Genomic DNA, 13,976 nt, shown 5'->3' on the forward strand with positions numbered 1-13,976 from the left:
GTAGTCGAGATTGTTCTCGCGCTTGAACTTCTTCGCGATCGCCTCGCGCAGCGGCACGATGCCGGAAACGGGCGGGTACTTGGTTTCGCCACGGCGGATCGCCTCGATCGCCGCGTTCTTGATGTTGTCGGGCGTATCGAAGTCCGGCTCGCCGGCGCCGAGCCCGATCACGTCACGGCCGGCGTTTTTCAGCTCGCGCGCTTTCTGCGTCACCGCGATGGTCGCGGAAGGCTTTACGCGGGAAAGGGCGTCGGCAAGAAAGGCCATGACAGGACGTCTCCAAGAAAGGGCGCGGCCAGGAGCGGCCGCGGCGCTTCTCATGTCGCATCACCGGCTGAAGCGCAAGCATTGTCGGATGAGCCAGAGGTCAAGCCGGCGTGAGCGGCAATTCTAAATTCATCAACGGCCGGTAAACCCTTGGCTGGCAGGATCGCAGATTGAATTCCGCCAGCTTTCGCGGAGCGAGGACCTTGTCGCGCAGCATCGGGCTTGCCCACATCATCCGTCATGATGACGGCACCTCAAGCGGTGTCTGGGGAATCTATACGCTGCAGAGCGCCTTCCAGCCGATCTTTGCCTTCAATGAGGGAAAGCTTTTGGTCGCTGCCTTCGAAGGGCTGATCCGGCCGTTTCGCGACGGCGAGCCGCAATCGCCTGGAACCTTCTTCGGTACGTGCCCCGCCGCCGACAGGCTGCATATCGAGGCGCTGACACGCACGCTGCATCTGTTGAACGCCGGCGCCTGCCTGCCGCAAGAAGCGTCGATCTTCGTCAATTTCGACCCGTCGGTGTTCACCAACCGCACCATTGCCGACAAGGCGTTGCGCGACATGCGGCTGGTGCTGCACGAGGCCGGCATCGATCCGCGCCGCATCGTCTGCGAGGTGACGGAGCAGAGATCGGCCTCGCAGGAGACGCTCTACAGTTTCGTCGAAGCGCTGCGAGCCAACGGCTTCCGCATCGCGGTCGACGACTATGGAGCCGATGATTCCGATATCAACCGCATCAAGGAATTGCGCCCGGACATCGTCAAGTTCGATGCGCACTGGATCACCCAACTGATGGAGTCCGGCCCCGGTTTCGCGCTGCTGACCGCCATGGTCAGGGGCTTCGAACAACAAGGCATCCGCACCGTCTTCGAAGGCATCGAGGAGGGCTGGCAACTCGAACTGGCGGAGAAGTCCGGGGCCTCGATGGTGCAGGGTTATGTGTTGGCGCGGCCGGAACTTGCCCCGACCAGCTTTCGCGTTTTCGCAAAGACAGCGCAGCCGCCGGTCGCGGATGAGCGCAAGGCTCCGGTGGCCGCCACTCCGGCCGCGGGACCGTCGGCGCGACCGCCGCGAGTGTTCGGACGAAAGGTATCGCCATGACGGGGCGGCTGGAGAGGCGGCGCAACGTCGCCGAAGCTATCTTTACCGACGAGATCGGTCTTCAGTTCGGCGTCTATGGCGAGTTCCGGCTGTGGAGCGCCTACCAGCCGATCTTCGCGCCGCGCGGCAGGACGCTCGAGGCAGTAGCGGTCGAAGGGCTGATCGAGCCGAGGCGGTTCGCGCAGCCGGTGGCGCCGGGGGTCTTCTTCCGGGGCGTACCGGCATCGGATCGTCTGTTCGTCGAGGCGATGTGTCGGAGGCTGCATCTCGGCAACTACCGCAACATAGGTGTCGAGGGGCTGACGCTGTTCTTCAACTACGATCCGCTGATCAACGATCACCTCGGGCGGGCTCTGGCCGAAATCCGGCTGATGACGAGGCATCTCGGCGATTTCGGCCTGGAGCCGGCCATGCTGGTCTGCGAGATCACCGAGCAGGCCGCCGACAACCAGGTTCTTGCCCGCCTCGTGCGCGAGATGAGGCGCGACGGCATCCGCATAGCCATCGACGATTTCGGCACCGGCCATTCGACAGAGGAGCGGATGGACCTACTGCAACCCGATATCGTCAAGATCGACGGCACATGGTTCGCCGAGTTTTGCCGCCACGCGGCCGCGGAGCGCTTCTTCCGGCCGCTGGTCTCGATGTTGCACGACCGCGGCGCCAAGGTTCTTGTCGAGGGTATCGAGCAGGCCACGCATCTCCGCGTCGCGCTGGACGCCGGCGTGGACCTCCTGCAGGGGTTTCTTCTTGCGCGCCCTGCGCTCGCCGGCATGATCTTCAATGAGGAGCCATTGTCGATTGATGCGCTGCTTGGCCTGGACAACAAGGTCGTGCCCTTGCATCAGCGCCGTTGATGGGTGCACCCAAAAACAAATCATTGGATGAGATTCGAACCGGCGCGTAGAGCAATCCCGATCCGTGGCGTGAGATTGGGCCGATGATACTTTACGACATGATCGACAGCGGCAATTGCTACAAGCCGCGCCTGCTGATGGCCAAGCTCGGGATTCCCTTCGCCCGCGTCGAGGTGAGCTCGCACACAGGCGAGACGCGAAAGGCCGACTACGTCGCCAAGAACCCGAACGCCATGGTGCCGCTGCTCGAACTCGAAGACGGCAGGCGCATCGCCGAATCCAACGCCATCCTGCTCTGTCTTGCCGAAGACACGCGCTTCCTGCCGACCGACAAATACGAGAGGGCGCTGGCCTATCAGTGGCTGTTCTTCGAGCAGTATAGCCACGAGCCCTATATCGCGGTGCGCAAGGCGCTTCTCACCTTCCCGGAAAGGGCGAAGGACGCCACGCCCGAGCGGCTGGCGCAGACGCTTGAACGCGGCAACAAGGCGCTTGGCGTGATGAACCGGCATCTGGAGCAGAACGCCTTCTTTGCCGGCAAATCATACAGCGTCGCCGACGTCGCGCTCTATGCCTATACGCACACCGCCGAGAAGGGCGGCTTCCAGCTCGACGCGTATCCGGCGGTGGTGGAGTGGCTGAAGCGTGTCGAGGCGGACAAGGGGCATGTACCGCTCGACTGGCTGCCCTGAGCCATTCTTTCGCCGATCTCCGGCGCCCAAAATCCAGGCAACAAAAAAGGCGGGCAATGCCCGCCTTCCCGTGCCGGTAGCCTGACCGGGAGCATCTGGACCGGACTGGCAGCTATCTGCTGTTCCAGCTTGTCGGTTTTTCCGCTCCGGCGCGCTTCTCGCGCGACCGTCAGTACATCCGTGACTTGCCGCGCGCCCCAGGCTGTCGCCCAGTGCGCGCCATAAGCGAAATCAGGCTGCCTTGCTCAGAGACCCAGCAGCGGACTTGCCGGTGCGGCGGTCCTGCTCGATCTCGAAGTTGATCTTCTGGCCTTCAACAAGGGTGCTCATGCCAGCGCGCTCGACAGCGGAGATGTGGACGAAAACGTCCGCGCCGCCCGAATCGGGCTGAATGAAGCCGAAGCCCTTGGTGGCGTTGAACCACTTGACCGTACCAGTAGCCATTCAGAAATGTCCTTCACATTTGCCATTGTATGACTGGACCGAAATCCAGCCGGTGGTATCGAAATTTTGGAGACGTCAGCAAACGCGAAGATCGCGAGGCCCGATCGATCGGCCAAATTCAATGCGCCGTATATAGGCTGCTTTTGCTTTGAAAACAAGACGGCGTCGAAACGCCGGCTTGCGCGTGTCATCCAACGGGTGTTCCAATCGCGCGAAAGCCTTTGTCGGCTGGCGATCGGCGGGGCAGGAGGGAAGGCCGGGGGCCAGCTTGCCGTTACAGTCTGGGAGAGGATCATGAAAACCATTCTGCTCGCCGCCTGCCTGCTGCTGGTCGCCGCCGAGGCGCAAGCCGTCTCGCGCTACGATCCGACGCGCATGAGCTGCAACAAGGTGCAGGCGACGATCGCCAGGCAGGGCGCCGTGATCCTGCGTTATCAGTCGAGCCGCGTCCCGGGGCTGCCGCTTTATGACCGCTACGTGCAGGACGAGCGCTTCTGCAACATGGGCGAGGTGAGGACCAGGGCCTATGTGCCGAGCGCCGACACCAAATCCTGCGCCGTCTATGTCTGCAAGCGCCCAGAGTTCGACAGGCGTTTCCACCGCCGCCTCTTCCCGCGCCACTAGGCGCGTGCAAGTCAGAACCCGAACGAAGCCTGCGCGGCTGGCGGCGGGCCGACGCGCACGCCTTCCATGGCCAGCATCTTTTCCTTGGTGGCGGACCCTCCCGGCGCGGAGAAGCCTCCGATCTTGCCGCCGGCGGCCAGGATGCGGTGGCACGGGATGACCAGCGGCACCGGGTTGGCGCCGAGCGCCGCGCCCGTTTCGCGGGCAAGCCCGGAATGGCCGGCGCGCTTCGCCAGTTCGCCATAGGTCGTGGTCTCGCCAAAACCCAGCCGGCGCGCGGCGTCATAGATGGCGAGGCGGAAGTCGTCGACGCCGGCAAGATCGACCGGCACGCCGGAGAAATCGACATCCTCGCCGGCCGCATAGGCCTTGATCGAGGCGATCACCTCGACGACCCAAGACGGTTGCTCCGTCGAGGTCGATACGCCCGGATGACTCAGCAACCGCCGCTCCACCGCCTCGCGGCTGCGCTCGGGCAGGCAGAGCCGGATCAGGCCCTTTTCGCTCCAGGCGATGCCCATGAACCCGATCACTGTTTCTAACACTGCGTGGCCGGCCGTGATCGAAGGTGCATTTTGCATGATGGCTCCTTCCCGCAAAACCGCGAAAAACGGCTATGTGTTCGGTACATATAGGGAACAATATCGCAGTTTGCCCGCACTCTCGCCACCCGAAAACCACCTGGCGGCCCTGATTGCCCACGCTGAATCGCTGGTGTAAGGACTTTTTAACAACCCCGACAAACCGGACCCGCACGGCTTGCCAGTCAAAGTCACCCTCATCGCGATCGGCGTGATCGTTGCCGCCGCCGGTCTCAGCGGTTGCACCTCGACCTCGCAGATGAAGGCCGCGCCGGCGCTTGCGGCGGCTTCGACGCCTGCCGTCGAGGACAACACACCGACCGTTGTGCTGCCCGAAACCGTTGCGGTTCTGCCTGAATCGTCAGGGCTGGTACCCGTGCAGACAGCGACGTCGCCTAGCGATGCCGCGACCGTGGCAATGGCGGCTACCCAGCTGCCGGCGCCGGTCCAGCCCGGCGGGCAGTTGCCGCCGCCGGTGCAGCCGGTCGCTGCGTTCGCTGGCGCGACACCCGCCGCCGGAAAGTTCCCGCCGCCGCCGTTGTTGATGGCCGGCGCTTCGCCGATCGGCTCGGGTTCGCTCAAGCCGGCGGCTGTCTACGCCACGGCGGGCGTCGCCATGCCTGTCACAGGCCAGACGGCGAAGATCGCGCCGATGCCAGGCGTTCAGCAGGTGGCCTATGTGATGCCGCAGAATCCGGCGCTGCTGGTCCAGCCCGGCCAGCCCGAGCCGCACGCCACCGGCGCGCGCGCCGAGATCGAGCGCCTGATCGAGAAATATTCGGTGATCTATGAAGTTCCGGTCGACCTGGTGCGCCATGTCGTCAACCGCGAGAGCACCTTCAACCCGAAGGCCTACAATCACGGCCATTGGGGGCTGATGCAGATCAAGCACGCGACGGCGCGCGGCATGGGCTATGACGGCCCGGCGACCGGCCTGTTCGACGCCGAGACCAACCTCAAATACGCCGTCAAATATCTGCGCGGCGCCTGGCTGGTGTCCGGCGGCAACGCCAAGCGCGCCGACACACTCTACCAGACCGGCTATTATTACGACGCCAAGCGCAAGGGCCTGCTCGAGGCGACCGGCCTCGGCGTCGACCGCCGCCGCCTGCAGCCGGGCGCCTGAGCACCGGCCAAAAGCGCTCGGATGATATCGGGACGTGGGTTAGCGCAGGACATGCACCACCATGCATGAAGACGAAGGCCGCAGCCCGCCGGAGCCGAACGACATTCGCCTGCGCAAGCTTCTCGACGACGCGCTGATCGCACCGCACTGGCCGGAAGGCTTCGTCATGCGCGTGTTCGAGCACCGTGACGCGCAAGCCCTGCACGCGCTCCTGGGGGAGGCGTTCGAGCGCGGCACAGAAGGCGCATTCGACGACTGGTGGCCGCGCATCCACGGCGATGCCGAATTCGATCCTGACCTTTGTTTCCTGGCCATCGACGGCAAAGGCCTGCTGGCTGGCGCAGCGCTTTGCTGGACATCCGCCTTCGTCAAGGATCTCGCGGTCCATCCGGGCTCCAGGCGGCATGGCATCGGCGAGGCGCTGATGCGCCAGGTCTTCCTGGCTTTCCGAGACAGGGGCGCCGGCCATGTCGATCTCAAGACCAGCAGCGTGAACAACGCCGCCGCCTTCCGGCTCTACGAGCGGCTCGGTATGGTTCCAATCGCCTGGGAAGGCTAGAGCGTTTCACCGTTTCATGGAAACGGCGATCCGCTCTATGTCTTTGTTTTTACGAAATTCCGGACGGAAAAACCGCTTCACACTCTTCCTGGAATTGCTCTGGTCTTTCCCGCATCCACTGGTAGCGCGGTCAACTCAATGTGACCGGTCCCATTGTGAACGGTTTCACATAGGGTGACGTTAGGTCATGCTAATGCGTGGTCGTGCCGGGCGGCCGATCGGCGGATCGACGCTGGCAAGGCGTCGGAGGAGGCTGTGCCGGCATGCGTCAGCCACTCCAAGGCGGGCTCCGGGGCGGCGGGTTTCGGAGCCCGCCCGCTTTGGACAACGGGGCAGGCTGCGATACCGCGCTTGGCGGGATCGGGTCCGGCTGCTCCTTATCGCGTACAGCCACGTTGGGAACCTCGAAGCGTCGCTTTGCATTCAATGCATGGCGAGGGGTCTTGTTGATCTGACGACGCGCCATGCCACGCGTCGGCGGTTTTCGAAGTGAGATCCATGCGGCTTCTCCACGCATTTGTGGCAATTGCCATTGCGGCAATGCTGGCGGCGGCTCCGGCGCGCGCGGTCGAATTGTCCATTGTTTCGGGCGACACCGGCAATGGCATCAAGGTGCTGCGCGAGATACTCGACCGCTACGAGAAGCAGAGCGGCAACAAGGTCGATATCGTCGTGCTGCCGCCGTCGACGACGGATCAGTTCGGCCAATTCAGATTGTGGCTCGCGGCCGGCAACAGCGACATCGACGTCTATCAAACCGATGTCATCTGGGCGCCGCAACTGGCCAGCCAGCTCGTCGACCTGACCGCGGCGACCAAGGATGTGGTCAGTGCGCATTTCCCGTCGATCATCCAGTCGCAGACCGTCAATGGCAGGCTCGTGGCGCTGCCGATCTTCACCGATGCGCCGGCGCTCTATTACCGCAAGGACCTTCTCGACAAATACGGCGCCAAGGTGCCGACCACCTGGCAGGAACTGGCCGACACCGCCAAGCTGGTGATGGACAGGGAACGGGCCGCCGGCAACAAGGACATGTGGGGCTTCGTTTTCCAGGGCAACGCCTATGAGGGGCTGACCTGCAACGCGCTCGAATGGGTGATGTCGAACGGCGGCGGCCAGATCATCGAAACGGACGGCGCCATCTCCATCAACAATCCAAAGGCAGCGGCCGCGCTCGAGATGGTCAAGGGGTGGATAGGCACCATCTCGCCGGCTGGCGTGCTCGCGTACCAGGAAGAGGAGTCGCGCGGCGTCTGGCAGACCGGCAATGCGGTGTTCATGCGCAACTGGCCTTATGCCTACGCGCTGGGCAACAGCGAAAATTCGCCGATCAAGGGCAAGTTCGACGTGGCGCCTTTGCCGGCAGGCACGGGCGAGGGCGCCCGGCCGGTCGCGACGCTGGGCGGCTGGAACCTCGCGGTTTCCAAATACTCCAGGCATCCGGATGTGGCGATCGACCTGGTCAAGTTCATCGCATCGCCGCAGATGCAAAAATACCGGACGCTGCGAACGTCCAACCTGCCGACCATCCAGGCGCTCTACGACGACCCCGACATCGCCAGGCAACAGCCGATCGTCCCGCGCTGGAAGCAGATTTTCCTCAACGCGGTGGCGCGCCCGTCGGCGACCGTCAAGATCAAATACAACGAGGCATCGAGCCAGTTCTGGACCGCCGTCCACAACACCATTTCCGGCGACGGCTCGGCATCCGACAACCTTGCCGACCTCGAGGCGAGGCTGACCAAGCTGAAGGGCAAAGGGTGGTGAGCGCAGTGGCCGCCAGGCGCTCGCGCCTGATGCGCCAGCGCGTGCGCTGGGCCTGGCTGTTTCTTGCGCCGATGCTTCTGGTGCTTGCCGCGGTTGCTGGCTGGCCGCTCATGCGAAGCGTCTATTTCAGTTTCACCGATGCTTCGCTGGCCGATCTCGACGCCCGCCAGTGGGTGGGCTTCGACAATTATTTCTCGGTGCTGCGTATGCCGAGCGGGCGTGTTCTTTATGACGGCCTGCTGGTCGACCCGGTCTGGTGGCGCGCCGTGTGGAACACGGCGCTTTTCGCGGTCATCTCGGTGACCTGCGAGACGATCCTCGGCATGGTCGTTGCCCTTGTGCTCAACGCCAACTTTCCCGGGCGCGGCATTGTCAGGGCGGCGATCCTCATCCCTTGGGCGATCCCGACCATCGTCTCGGCCAAGATGTGGCAATGGATGCTCAACGACCAGTTCGGCATAATCAATGTCGTCCTCCTCAACCTCGGCCTGATCCATGCCAAGATCGCCTGGACCGCCAGTGCCGACACGGCGATGGTCGCCGTGCTTATCGTCGACATCTGGAAGACGACGCCGTTCATGGCGCTTCTCATCCTCGCGGCACTGCAGATGCTGCCGCGCGATATCATCGAGGTCGCGAAACTGGACGGCGCGAGTGCATGGCAGGTGTTCTGGTGGGTGACCCTGCCGCTGATCCGCCCGGCGGTGATGGTGGCGGTGATCTTCCGCGCGCTCGATGCGCTGCGCATCTTCGACCTGATCTATGTGCTGACACCCAACAATTTGCACACCAAGTCGATGTCGGTGTTCGTCCGCGAGAACCTGTTCGAGTTCGACAAGTTCGCCTACGGATCGGCCGCCTCGACCCTTCTCTTCCTCATCGTCGCGCTGCTGACCATCGCCTACATCCTCATCGGCCGGGTCAGCCTGGATGGAGGCCGCTGACATGTGGATCGTGAAGCGCGCGGCCTTCTACCTGCTGGTTGTGGTCATCGTCTTCGTCGCTGTCTTTCCGTTCTACTACGCGATCGTCACCAGCCTCAAATCGGGGACGGAGCTGTTCGAGGCGAGCCTCTGGCCGAGGACCTTCAGTCTCGCCAACTACAGGAACGTGCTGACCGAAGGCCCGTTCGTGCGCAACCTCATCAATTCGCTGCTCGTCTCGGGGGCGGTCGTGCTGCTTTCGCTCTTTCTCGGCGTCACATCGGCCTATGCGCTGGCGCGGGTGCGCTTCCGTGGCCGCTCGGCCCTGATGCTGGCGATCCTGGCGGTGTCGATGTTTCCTCAAGTGGCGGTGCTGGCCGGCCTGTTCGAGATCATTCGCGCCCTGAGGCTCTATAATTCGCTGGTGGCGCTGATCTTCTCCTACATGATCTTCAGCCTGCCCTTCACCGTCTGGGTGCTGACGACATTCGTCCGCGACCTGCCGGTCGAGATCGAGGAAGCGGCGATCCTCGACGGCGCGACGCCGTGGATCATCGTGACCCGTGTCTTCCTGCCGCTGATGTGGCCGGCCCTGGTGACCACGGGGCTGCTTGCCTTCATCGGCGCGTGGAACGAGTTCCTGTTCGCGCTCACCTTCACGTCCAACAATGCGCAGCGCACCGTGCCGGTGGCGATCGCGCTGCTTTCCGGCAATTCGCAGTTCGAGATTCCCTGGGGCAACATCATGGCGGCATCGGTCATCGTCACCGTGCCGCTGGTGGTGTTGGTGCTTATCTTCCAGCGCAAGATCGTCTCCGGCCTCACCGCCGGTGGGGTGAAGGGCTAACTGAGAGCTTCGACGCAACCGGCCGGCCTATGCCGCGTTGGGTATGGCAGAGGGGCTGTTCCGGACCGGAGACTTCAGATGAGAACGCTTCTGCCCCTGGCCGCCGCCTTGCTGCTTGCCGGCGCCCCCGCCGCCCTTGCCCAGTCCAGCAACAGCAGTTCGGACGCGGTCAAACCCGTGGTGGCGGCCAACAAGGTCGACACGCAGACCTTCCTCACCGCCGCGCCCAATGCCAACGAATTCGAGATCCAGTCGAGCAAGCTGGCGCAGGAGAAGTCGCCATCGGCCGACGTCAAGGCTTTCGCCGGGGAGATGATTGCCGACCACGCCAAGGTCAGCGAGGATTTCAAGACGGCGCTCAGCCAAGGCCAGACGACGGGCTCGATCAAGCCGGCCGGACCCGGCTTGCAGCCCAAGGAACAACAGCTGCTCGACGAGTTGAAGGGCCTGAGCGGCAAGGATTTCGACCGGAGGTACATCGAGATGCAGACCGACGCGCACAAGGACGCGGTCGCGCTGTTCAGCACCTATGCCAATTCGGGGGACGACCCGGCGATAAAGGAATTCGCCAAGAAAACGCTACCCACGCTCAAGATGCATGAGAAGCATGTGAAGGAGCTGGCCGTTGCTCATCAGGGGTAGGGTTCGGACGTATCCGCCGACCGGCTCTGTTTGGTGTAATTCCGGACGGAAGACGGCTTCACGCGCTTGCTGGAATTACTTCAGATGTCGGGCGCGTTGCCGACCTTCTTCTTCATGTCGATCGCCCAGGCACGGCCCTCGTCGCCGCCCCACAGCAGCCAGGCGATGTAACCGGCCGACGGGTTCTCCTCGTTGCCGTAGTTCTTGCCGCGCTTGTCGACCTCGTGGCGGGCGAAGTAGCTCACCATGCGGCGGATGGTCGAGGGCGAGAGGTTCCTGCGGTTCTTCAGCTCCGTCGCCCGCGCCACGCCGATTTCGGTGCCGCCGCGGCCAAATTCCTTGCGCAGCCGCAGCCCCTTGGCGGCGTTGTCGGCAACGATCTGCGGGCAGCGCAGGTCGATCTCTTCGTAGTCCATCTCTTCATTCATGGCAGCGTTCTAGCTCAACGAGAAAATGCCGGGAAGCGGGGGCGGGTTCCGGGGTTGTTGGTAGTATCGGAACGGCTTGGTTCGTGAACGATTGAAGTCGCGCTCTACGGCGCCCCCCTCTGTCCTGCCGGACATCTCCCCCACAAGTGGGGAGATTGGCTGTCATCTTGGCTTTCGCCAATCGCCGACGTCGCAGGAATGGCGCCGTCGACGAAACTGCTGATCTCCCCCCAAGTGGGGGAGATGTCCGGCAGGACAGAGGGGGGCGCCGTAGAGCGCCTTGGCAGGCCTTACCGAACCAAGCCTCTGGCCGGTTCGGCATCGTAAGATGGCCCTGTGTAGGCGTCCGCCGTCAGCTAGACTGAGACATCATGCCCAAGATCGACCTTTCAGCCGTGCCGGCCCGCAGAGGCTCCGGCTACCCGGCTCCCTTCGACCAACCCTGCGCCGAGCGCACCCGCCGCCGCCTCGGCGATGCCGGCGGCCTGAAGGATTTCGGCGTCAACCTGATGACCCTGCCGCCCAGCGCCACTGGCACAGCCATGAGGACGAGCTCGTCTATGTGCTGGAGGGCGAACTGACGCTGGTCGAGGACGGCGGCGAGACGCAGCTGAAGGCCGGGGACGCCGCCACCTTCGCCAAGAACAGCGGCAACGGCCACCACATGATCAACCGCTCATCAGTGACCGCGCGCTACCTGGAAGTCGGCTCGCGCAATCCGGACGATGTCATCACCTGCTCTGACATCGACATGATGAGCCCGAATTCGGATGGCCGGTTTTTGCATAAGGACGGGAGGGCGTATCCGAGGCAGGGGTGAGTAACGATTTGTTTGACCATTCCGTGGGTCTGAGATTAGTGTGGTGATGCGAGTTGAGTGTTCGCATCACCACTGCCGGGCTCCCCGGCTGCTGGCAACGGATGATCCAGTCATACGTACCAGGAATTGTCACTAAGGCGGTTCCATGGAGGTCTCCGTAAACGAGAAAACCGGTCGCGGAGCTGCAATCTTTCACGATCGGTCGGGTTTAGGGGCATCTTCGGATGCCCCATTCTCGTTGGGGCTTGGCGCATTTGCAGCCAGATCGCGGCCCTGTAACAGTATCCAGCGGTCTCCCTCTCTATAGACGATACCCTCGCTCTTAAGGCGTGAGAGTTGCGGGCTTAGACTGGACCTCGGGTAGCTAGTTCCCAGCTTTTCATTGACAACTTTGAGTATATTGTTGGTCGTCATCCCCGCTCCCTCATCCTTGAGTGTCTCTACCGCTGCCTCCTTCATCGTCTTCGGTAATTCAGATTGCAGTGAAGCAATTTTCTCTCTGGAAATAACGCCTCTCTCCAAAGTCGATAGGCTTATATTTGCAGCCTGCGCCGCTATTTCAATTTGACGCATCTCTTCCTCGATAGTGGAAAGCTGGCGTTGCGTTTCCGCGAGAGCTCTAGTGAGAGCTCTGTATCGTTGAGCGAGAAATTCGTTTAGCGGAACCATATAGGAAGTCTATAGCAAGTCAGAAGCGCTGGCAAGCGAAATCGGACTCCGAGTCATGGTTAACGAGTCCTGTAGATTTTTGGAGTCCTAGGATTGGCATGGCTTTTGCTACGCGCAGTATGCCCTTGCCGCCTTCAAAATGGGCCATAGGCGAGTCATGGTTAATGGAGTCTTGCGGAAGTCGGACGGCTTTTGTATCGGAGTGATCCGTCGTGATTAGGCAGTGCACTTGCAAGCCAAGCGGGCGCGCATAAGTCGATTCGTTGCGTCTCTTAACCTTTATTTAACCATATGATTCTGTTACTATTTTCGCGCCAGCGGAGTAGAATCACTATGGACGCGACATACAATCTTAACGGCGGCTTCAAGCCGACTATGAAGCGGTTTGCCGATCTTGCCGGCCCTGATTATTTTCCGACGCCCGCTTGGGCGACACATGCCCTGATGGAAAATGAACCCTTTGACGGGGAGATTTGGGAGTGCGCCTGCGGAGACGGGGCAATGTCCCGCGTGCTTGCGCGTGACGGCAACCGCGTCCACAGCTCTGACCTCTACAATCGCGGCTTCGGCGAGATCGGGATAGACTTCAATGCGGCTAAAACTGCCGCAGACAATATCGTGACAAATCCGCCCTATAACAGTGCGGAAGGGTTTGTGCGTTCCGGTGTCAATCTTGCCCGCAAGAAGTTTGCTTTGCTGCTACGGCTTGCTTTCCTAGAGGGAGCCAATCGAGCCAACACGATCTTCGCAAAGTGCCCACCGTCCCGCGTTTGGGTGTTTAGCGAGCGCATTACGTTCTATCCCGCCGGAGCTGTCCAGGGCGGCTCTGGAACAACAGCATATGCGTGGTTCGTCTGGGATAAAGATGCACTATCCCAAACGGAACTGAAGTGGTTCAAACCCGGTTACAAGGCCAAATTCTCTAAGGCCGCCTGAATCCGCCAGGAATGGCAATCAAGTGCCCGTCGTGGATAAGATTTCCGGGCTGATTCCTGTGGGATTTGATGTTCCGGACGATCTGCGAAAAACGATCATCGTTTCGACCGTCGAGTTGTTCTTCGTCCTCGGCGTTTAGCGGAATGCGGTTCCGTAACTCTGCGATCAATCTAGTAGTGGTGATTTGGCGACCCGGCTGCGTGTCTATGATCGCGATCACATCTGGGCCGATATCTGCTTCGCCTACTCTGCCCGGCTTCTTAGCCATTATTCCCCTCCCATAGTTGGCAGCGGGAGGATGACTCGAATTCAGTCTACGCGCAACTCACGTACATCGGGGATAATTCCCAAATAGCGGCCTGTGAGCCTTAGCTCTACCTGTTGCGCTTCAAGCAAAATACTCCTGCAGCGGCCGAACCTCCAGGTTCCCCGCTCTCAACGCCGCAATCGCTTCGGCCACGGCCGCAGCACCCGACAGCGTCGTGTAATACGGCACCTTCTGCATCAGCGTCGCCCTGCGCAGCGATTTCGAGTCCGACACGGCCTTCTGGCCGTCCGTGGTGTTGAAGACGATCTGGACCTGGCGGTTGCGGATGGCGTCCTCGATGTGGGGGCGGCCTTCGAGGACCTTGTTGATCTTCTGGGCGTCGACGCCGTTCTCGGCGAGGAAGCGGGCGGTGCCGGAGGTGGC

At 62.1% G+C, this 13,976-nt stretch carries 19 protein-coding genes and 1 pseudogene; 13 read left to right on the top strand and 7 right to left on the bottom strand.

Annotation, left to right across the window (positions count from 1 at the left end; all coding sequences use genetic code 11):
• A partial coding sequence (locus Q0L57_RS26480; RefSeq protein ID WP_296746034.1) for an aminotransferase class I/II-fold pyridoxal phosphate-dependent enzyme occupies positions 1–267 on the bottom strand: 267 nt, incomplete at its 3' end.
• A gap of 203 nt (positions 268–470) precedes the next feature.
• On the opposite strand from Q0L57_RS26480, the gene Q0L57_RS26485 reads away from it, so the two are divergent.
• The 3 genes from Q0L57_RS26485 to Q0L57_RS26495 all read left to right on the top strand — a co-directional run bounded on the left by Q0L57_RS26485 (position 471) and on the right by Q0L57_RS26495 (position 2,919).
• The gene (locus Q0L57_RS26485; protein WP_296746035.1) at positions 471–1,370 is read left to right on the top strand and encodes an EAL domain-containing protein; all 900 of its coding nucleotides are present in this window, start codon (positions 471–473) and stop codon (positions 1,368–1,370) included.
• The gene (locus tag Q0L57_RS26490; protein ID WP_296746036.1) at positions 1,367–2,227 is read left to right on the top strand and encodes an EAL domain-containing protein; all 861 of its coding nucleotides are present in this window, start codon (positions 1,367–1,369) and stop codon (positions 2,225–2,227) included. The genes Q0L57_RS26485 and Q0L57_RS26490 overlap by 4 nt, the downstream gene beginning before the upstream one ends.
• 83 nt (positions 2,228–2,310) lie before the next feature.
• Positions 2,311–2,919: a glutathione S-transferase family protein gene (locus Q0L57_RS26495; protein WP_296746037.1), complete on the top strand. Its 609-nt coding sequence runs from the start codon at positions 2,311–2,313 to the stop codon at positions 2,917–2,919.
• Between the two features lie 231 nt (positions 2,920–3,150).
• Here the strand turns inward: Q0L57_RS26495 and Q0L57_RS26500 are convergent, their stop codons facing one another.
• Positions 3,151–3,363, bottom strand: a complete 213-nt coding sequence (locus Q0L57_RS26500) for a cold-shock protein (RefSeq protein WP_095812208.1) — start codon at positions 3,361–3,363, stop codon at positions 3,151–3,153.
• Positions 3,364–3,657: 294 nt separating this feature from the next.
• Between Q0L57_RS26500 and Q0L57_RS26505 the strand changes: the two genes are divergently transcribed.
• On the top strand, positions 3,658–3,987 hold the full coding sequence (locus Q0L57_RS26505) for a hypothetical protein (RefSeq protein ID WP_296746038.1): 330 nt from the start codon (positions 3,658–3,660) through the stop codon (positions 3,985–3,987).
• Positions 3,988–3,998: 11 nt separating this feature from the next.
• Here Q0L57_RS26505 and Q0L57_RS26510 read toward each other — a convergent pair whose 3' ends face one another.
• Positions 3,999–4,568 carry a methylated-DNA--[protein]-cysteine S-methyltransferase gene (locus Q0L57_RS26510; RefSeq protein ID WP_296746039.1) on the bottom strand — a complete coding sequence of 190 codons (570 nt, stop codon included), beginning with the start codon at positions 4,566–4,568 and terminating at the stop codon, positions 3,999–4,001.
• Here Q0L57_RS26510 and Q0L57_RS26515 point away from each other — a divergent pair.
• The 7 genes from Q0L57_RS26515 to Q0L57_RS26545 all read left to right on the top strand — a co-directional run bounded on the left by Q0L57_RS26515 (position 4,507) and on the right by Q0L57_RS26545 (position 10,432).
• On the top strand, positions 4,507–4,707 hold the full coding sequence (locus Q0L57_RS26515; RefSeq protein WP_296746051.1) for a hypothetical protein: 201 nt from the start codon (positions 4,507–4,509) through the stop codon (positions 4,705–4,707). The genes Q0L57_RS26510 and Q0L57_RS26515 overlap by 62 nt on opposite strands.
• A gap of 39 nt (positions 4,708–4,746) precedes the next feature.
• A complete protein-coding gene (locus Q0L57_RS26520) occupies positions 4,747–5,694 on the top strand; it encodes a lytic transglycosylase domain-containing protein (RefSeq protein WP_296746040.1) in 948 nt (315 codons plus the stop codon).
• A 61-nt stretch (positions 5,695–5,755) separates the two neighbouring features.
• Positions 5,756–6,253 carry an N-acetyltransferase gene (locus Q0L57_RS26525; protein ID WP_296746041.1) on the top strand — a complete coding sequence of 166 codons (498 nt, stop codon included), beginning with the start codon at positions 5,756–5,758 and terminating at the stop codon, positions 6,251–6,253.
• Positions 6,254–6,751: 498 nt separating this feature from the next.
• The gene (locus Q0L57_RS26530; protein WP_296746042.1) at positions 6,752–8,020 is read left to right on the top strand and encodes an ABC transporter substrate-binding protein; all 1,269 of its coding nucleotides are present in this window, start codon (positions 6,752–6,754) and stop codon (positions 8,018–8,020) included.
• A gap of 29 nt (positions 8,021–8,049) precedes the next feature.
• Positions 8,050–8,964: a carbohydrate ABC transporter permease gene (locus tag Q0L57_RS26535; RefSeq protein WP_296746050.1), complete on the top strand. Its 915-nt coding sequence runs from the start codon at positions 8,050–8,052 to the stop codon at positions 8,962–8,964.
• A 1-nt stretch (position 8,965) separates the two neighbouring features.
• Positions 8,966–9,790 (top strand): carbohydrate ABC transporter permease, encoded by an 825-nt coding sequence (locus tag Q0L57_RS26540; RefSeq protein ID WP_296746043.1) that lies wholly within the window; start codon positions 8,966–8,968, stop codon positions 9,788–9,790.
• 78 nt (positions 9,791–9,868) lie between these two features.
• Positions 9,869–10,432, top strand: a complete 564-nt coding sequence (locus Q0L57_RS26545) for a DUF4142 domain-containing protein (RefSeq protein WP_296746044.1) — start codon at positions 9,869–9,871, stop codon at positions 10,430–10,432.
• A gap of 80 nt (positions 10,433–10,512) precedes the next feature.
• Here the strand turns inward: Q0L57_RS26545 and Q0L57_RS26550 are convergent, their stop codons facing one another.
• Positions 10,513–10,860, bottom strand: coding sequence for a hypothetical protein (locus tag Q0L57_RS26550; RefSeq protein WP_296746045.1), 348 nt, complete (start codon positions 10,858–10,860; stop codon positions 10,513–10,515).
• 371 nt (positions 10,861–11,231) lie between these two features.
• Between Q0L57_RS26550 and Q0L57_RS26555 the strand changes: the two are divergent.
• Positions 11,232–11,680 (top strand): annotated as a pseudogene (locus Q0L57_RS26555) (cupin domain-containing protein).
• A 192-nt stretch (positions 11,681–11,872) separates the two neighbouring features.
• Here Q0L57_RS26555 and Q0L57_RS26560 read toward each other — a convergent pair.
• Entirely contained in the window at positions 11,873–12,253 is a 381-nt protein-coding gene (locus Q0L57_RS26560) for a hypothetical protein (RefSeq protein ID WP_296746046.1), read from the bottom strand.
• A gap of 429 nt (positions 12,254–12,682) precedes the next feature.
• Here Q0L57_RS26560 and Q0L57_RS26565 point away from each other — a divergent pair, with 429 nt between their 5' ends.
• Entirely contained in the window at positions 12,683–13,285 is a 603-nt protein-coding gene (locus tag Q0L57_RS26565) for a hypothetical protein (protein ID WP_296746047.1), read from the top strand.
• Here the strand turns inward: Q0L57_RS26565 and Q0L57_RS26570 are convergent.
• A complete protein-coding gene (locus Q0L57_RS26570; protein WP_296746048.1) occupies positions 13,272–13,553 on the bottom strand; it encodes a hypothetical protein in 282 nt (93 codons plus the stop codon). The two genes, Q0L57_RS26565 and Q0L57_RS26570, sit on opposite strands and share 14 nt — an antisense overlap.
• A 120-nt stretch (positions 13,554–13,673) precedes the next feature.
• A partial coding sequence (locus Q0L57_RS26575; protein ID WP_296746049.1) for a hypothetical protein occupies positions 13,674–13,976 on the bottom strand: 303 nt, incomplete at its 5' end.

This window comes from Mesorhizobium sp. (assembly GCF_024509055.1).
In the GTDB taxonomy this organism is placed as follows: domain Bacteria; phylum Pseudomonadota; class Alphaproteobacteria; order Rhizobiales; family Rhizobiaceae; genus Mesorhizobium.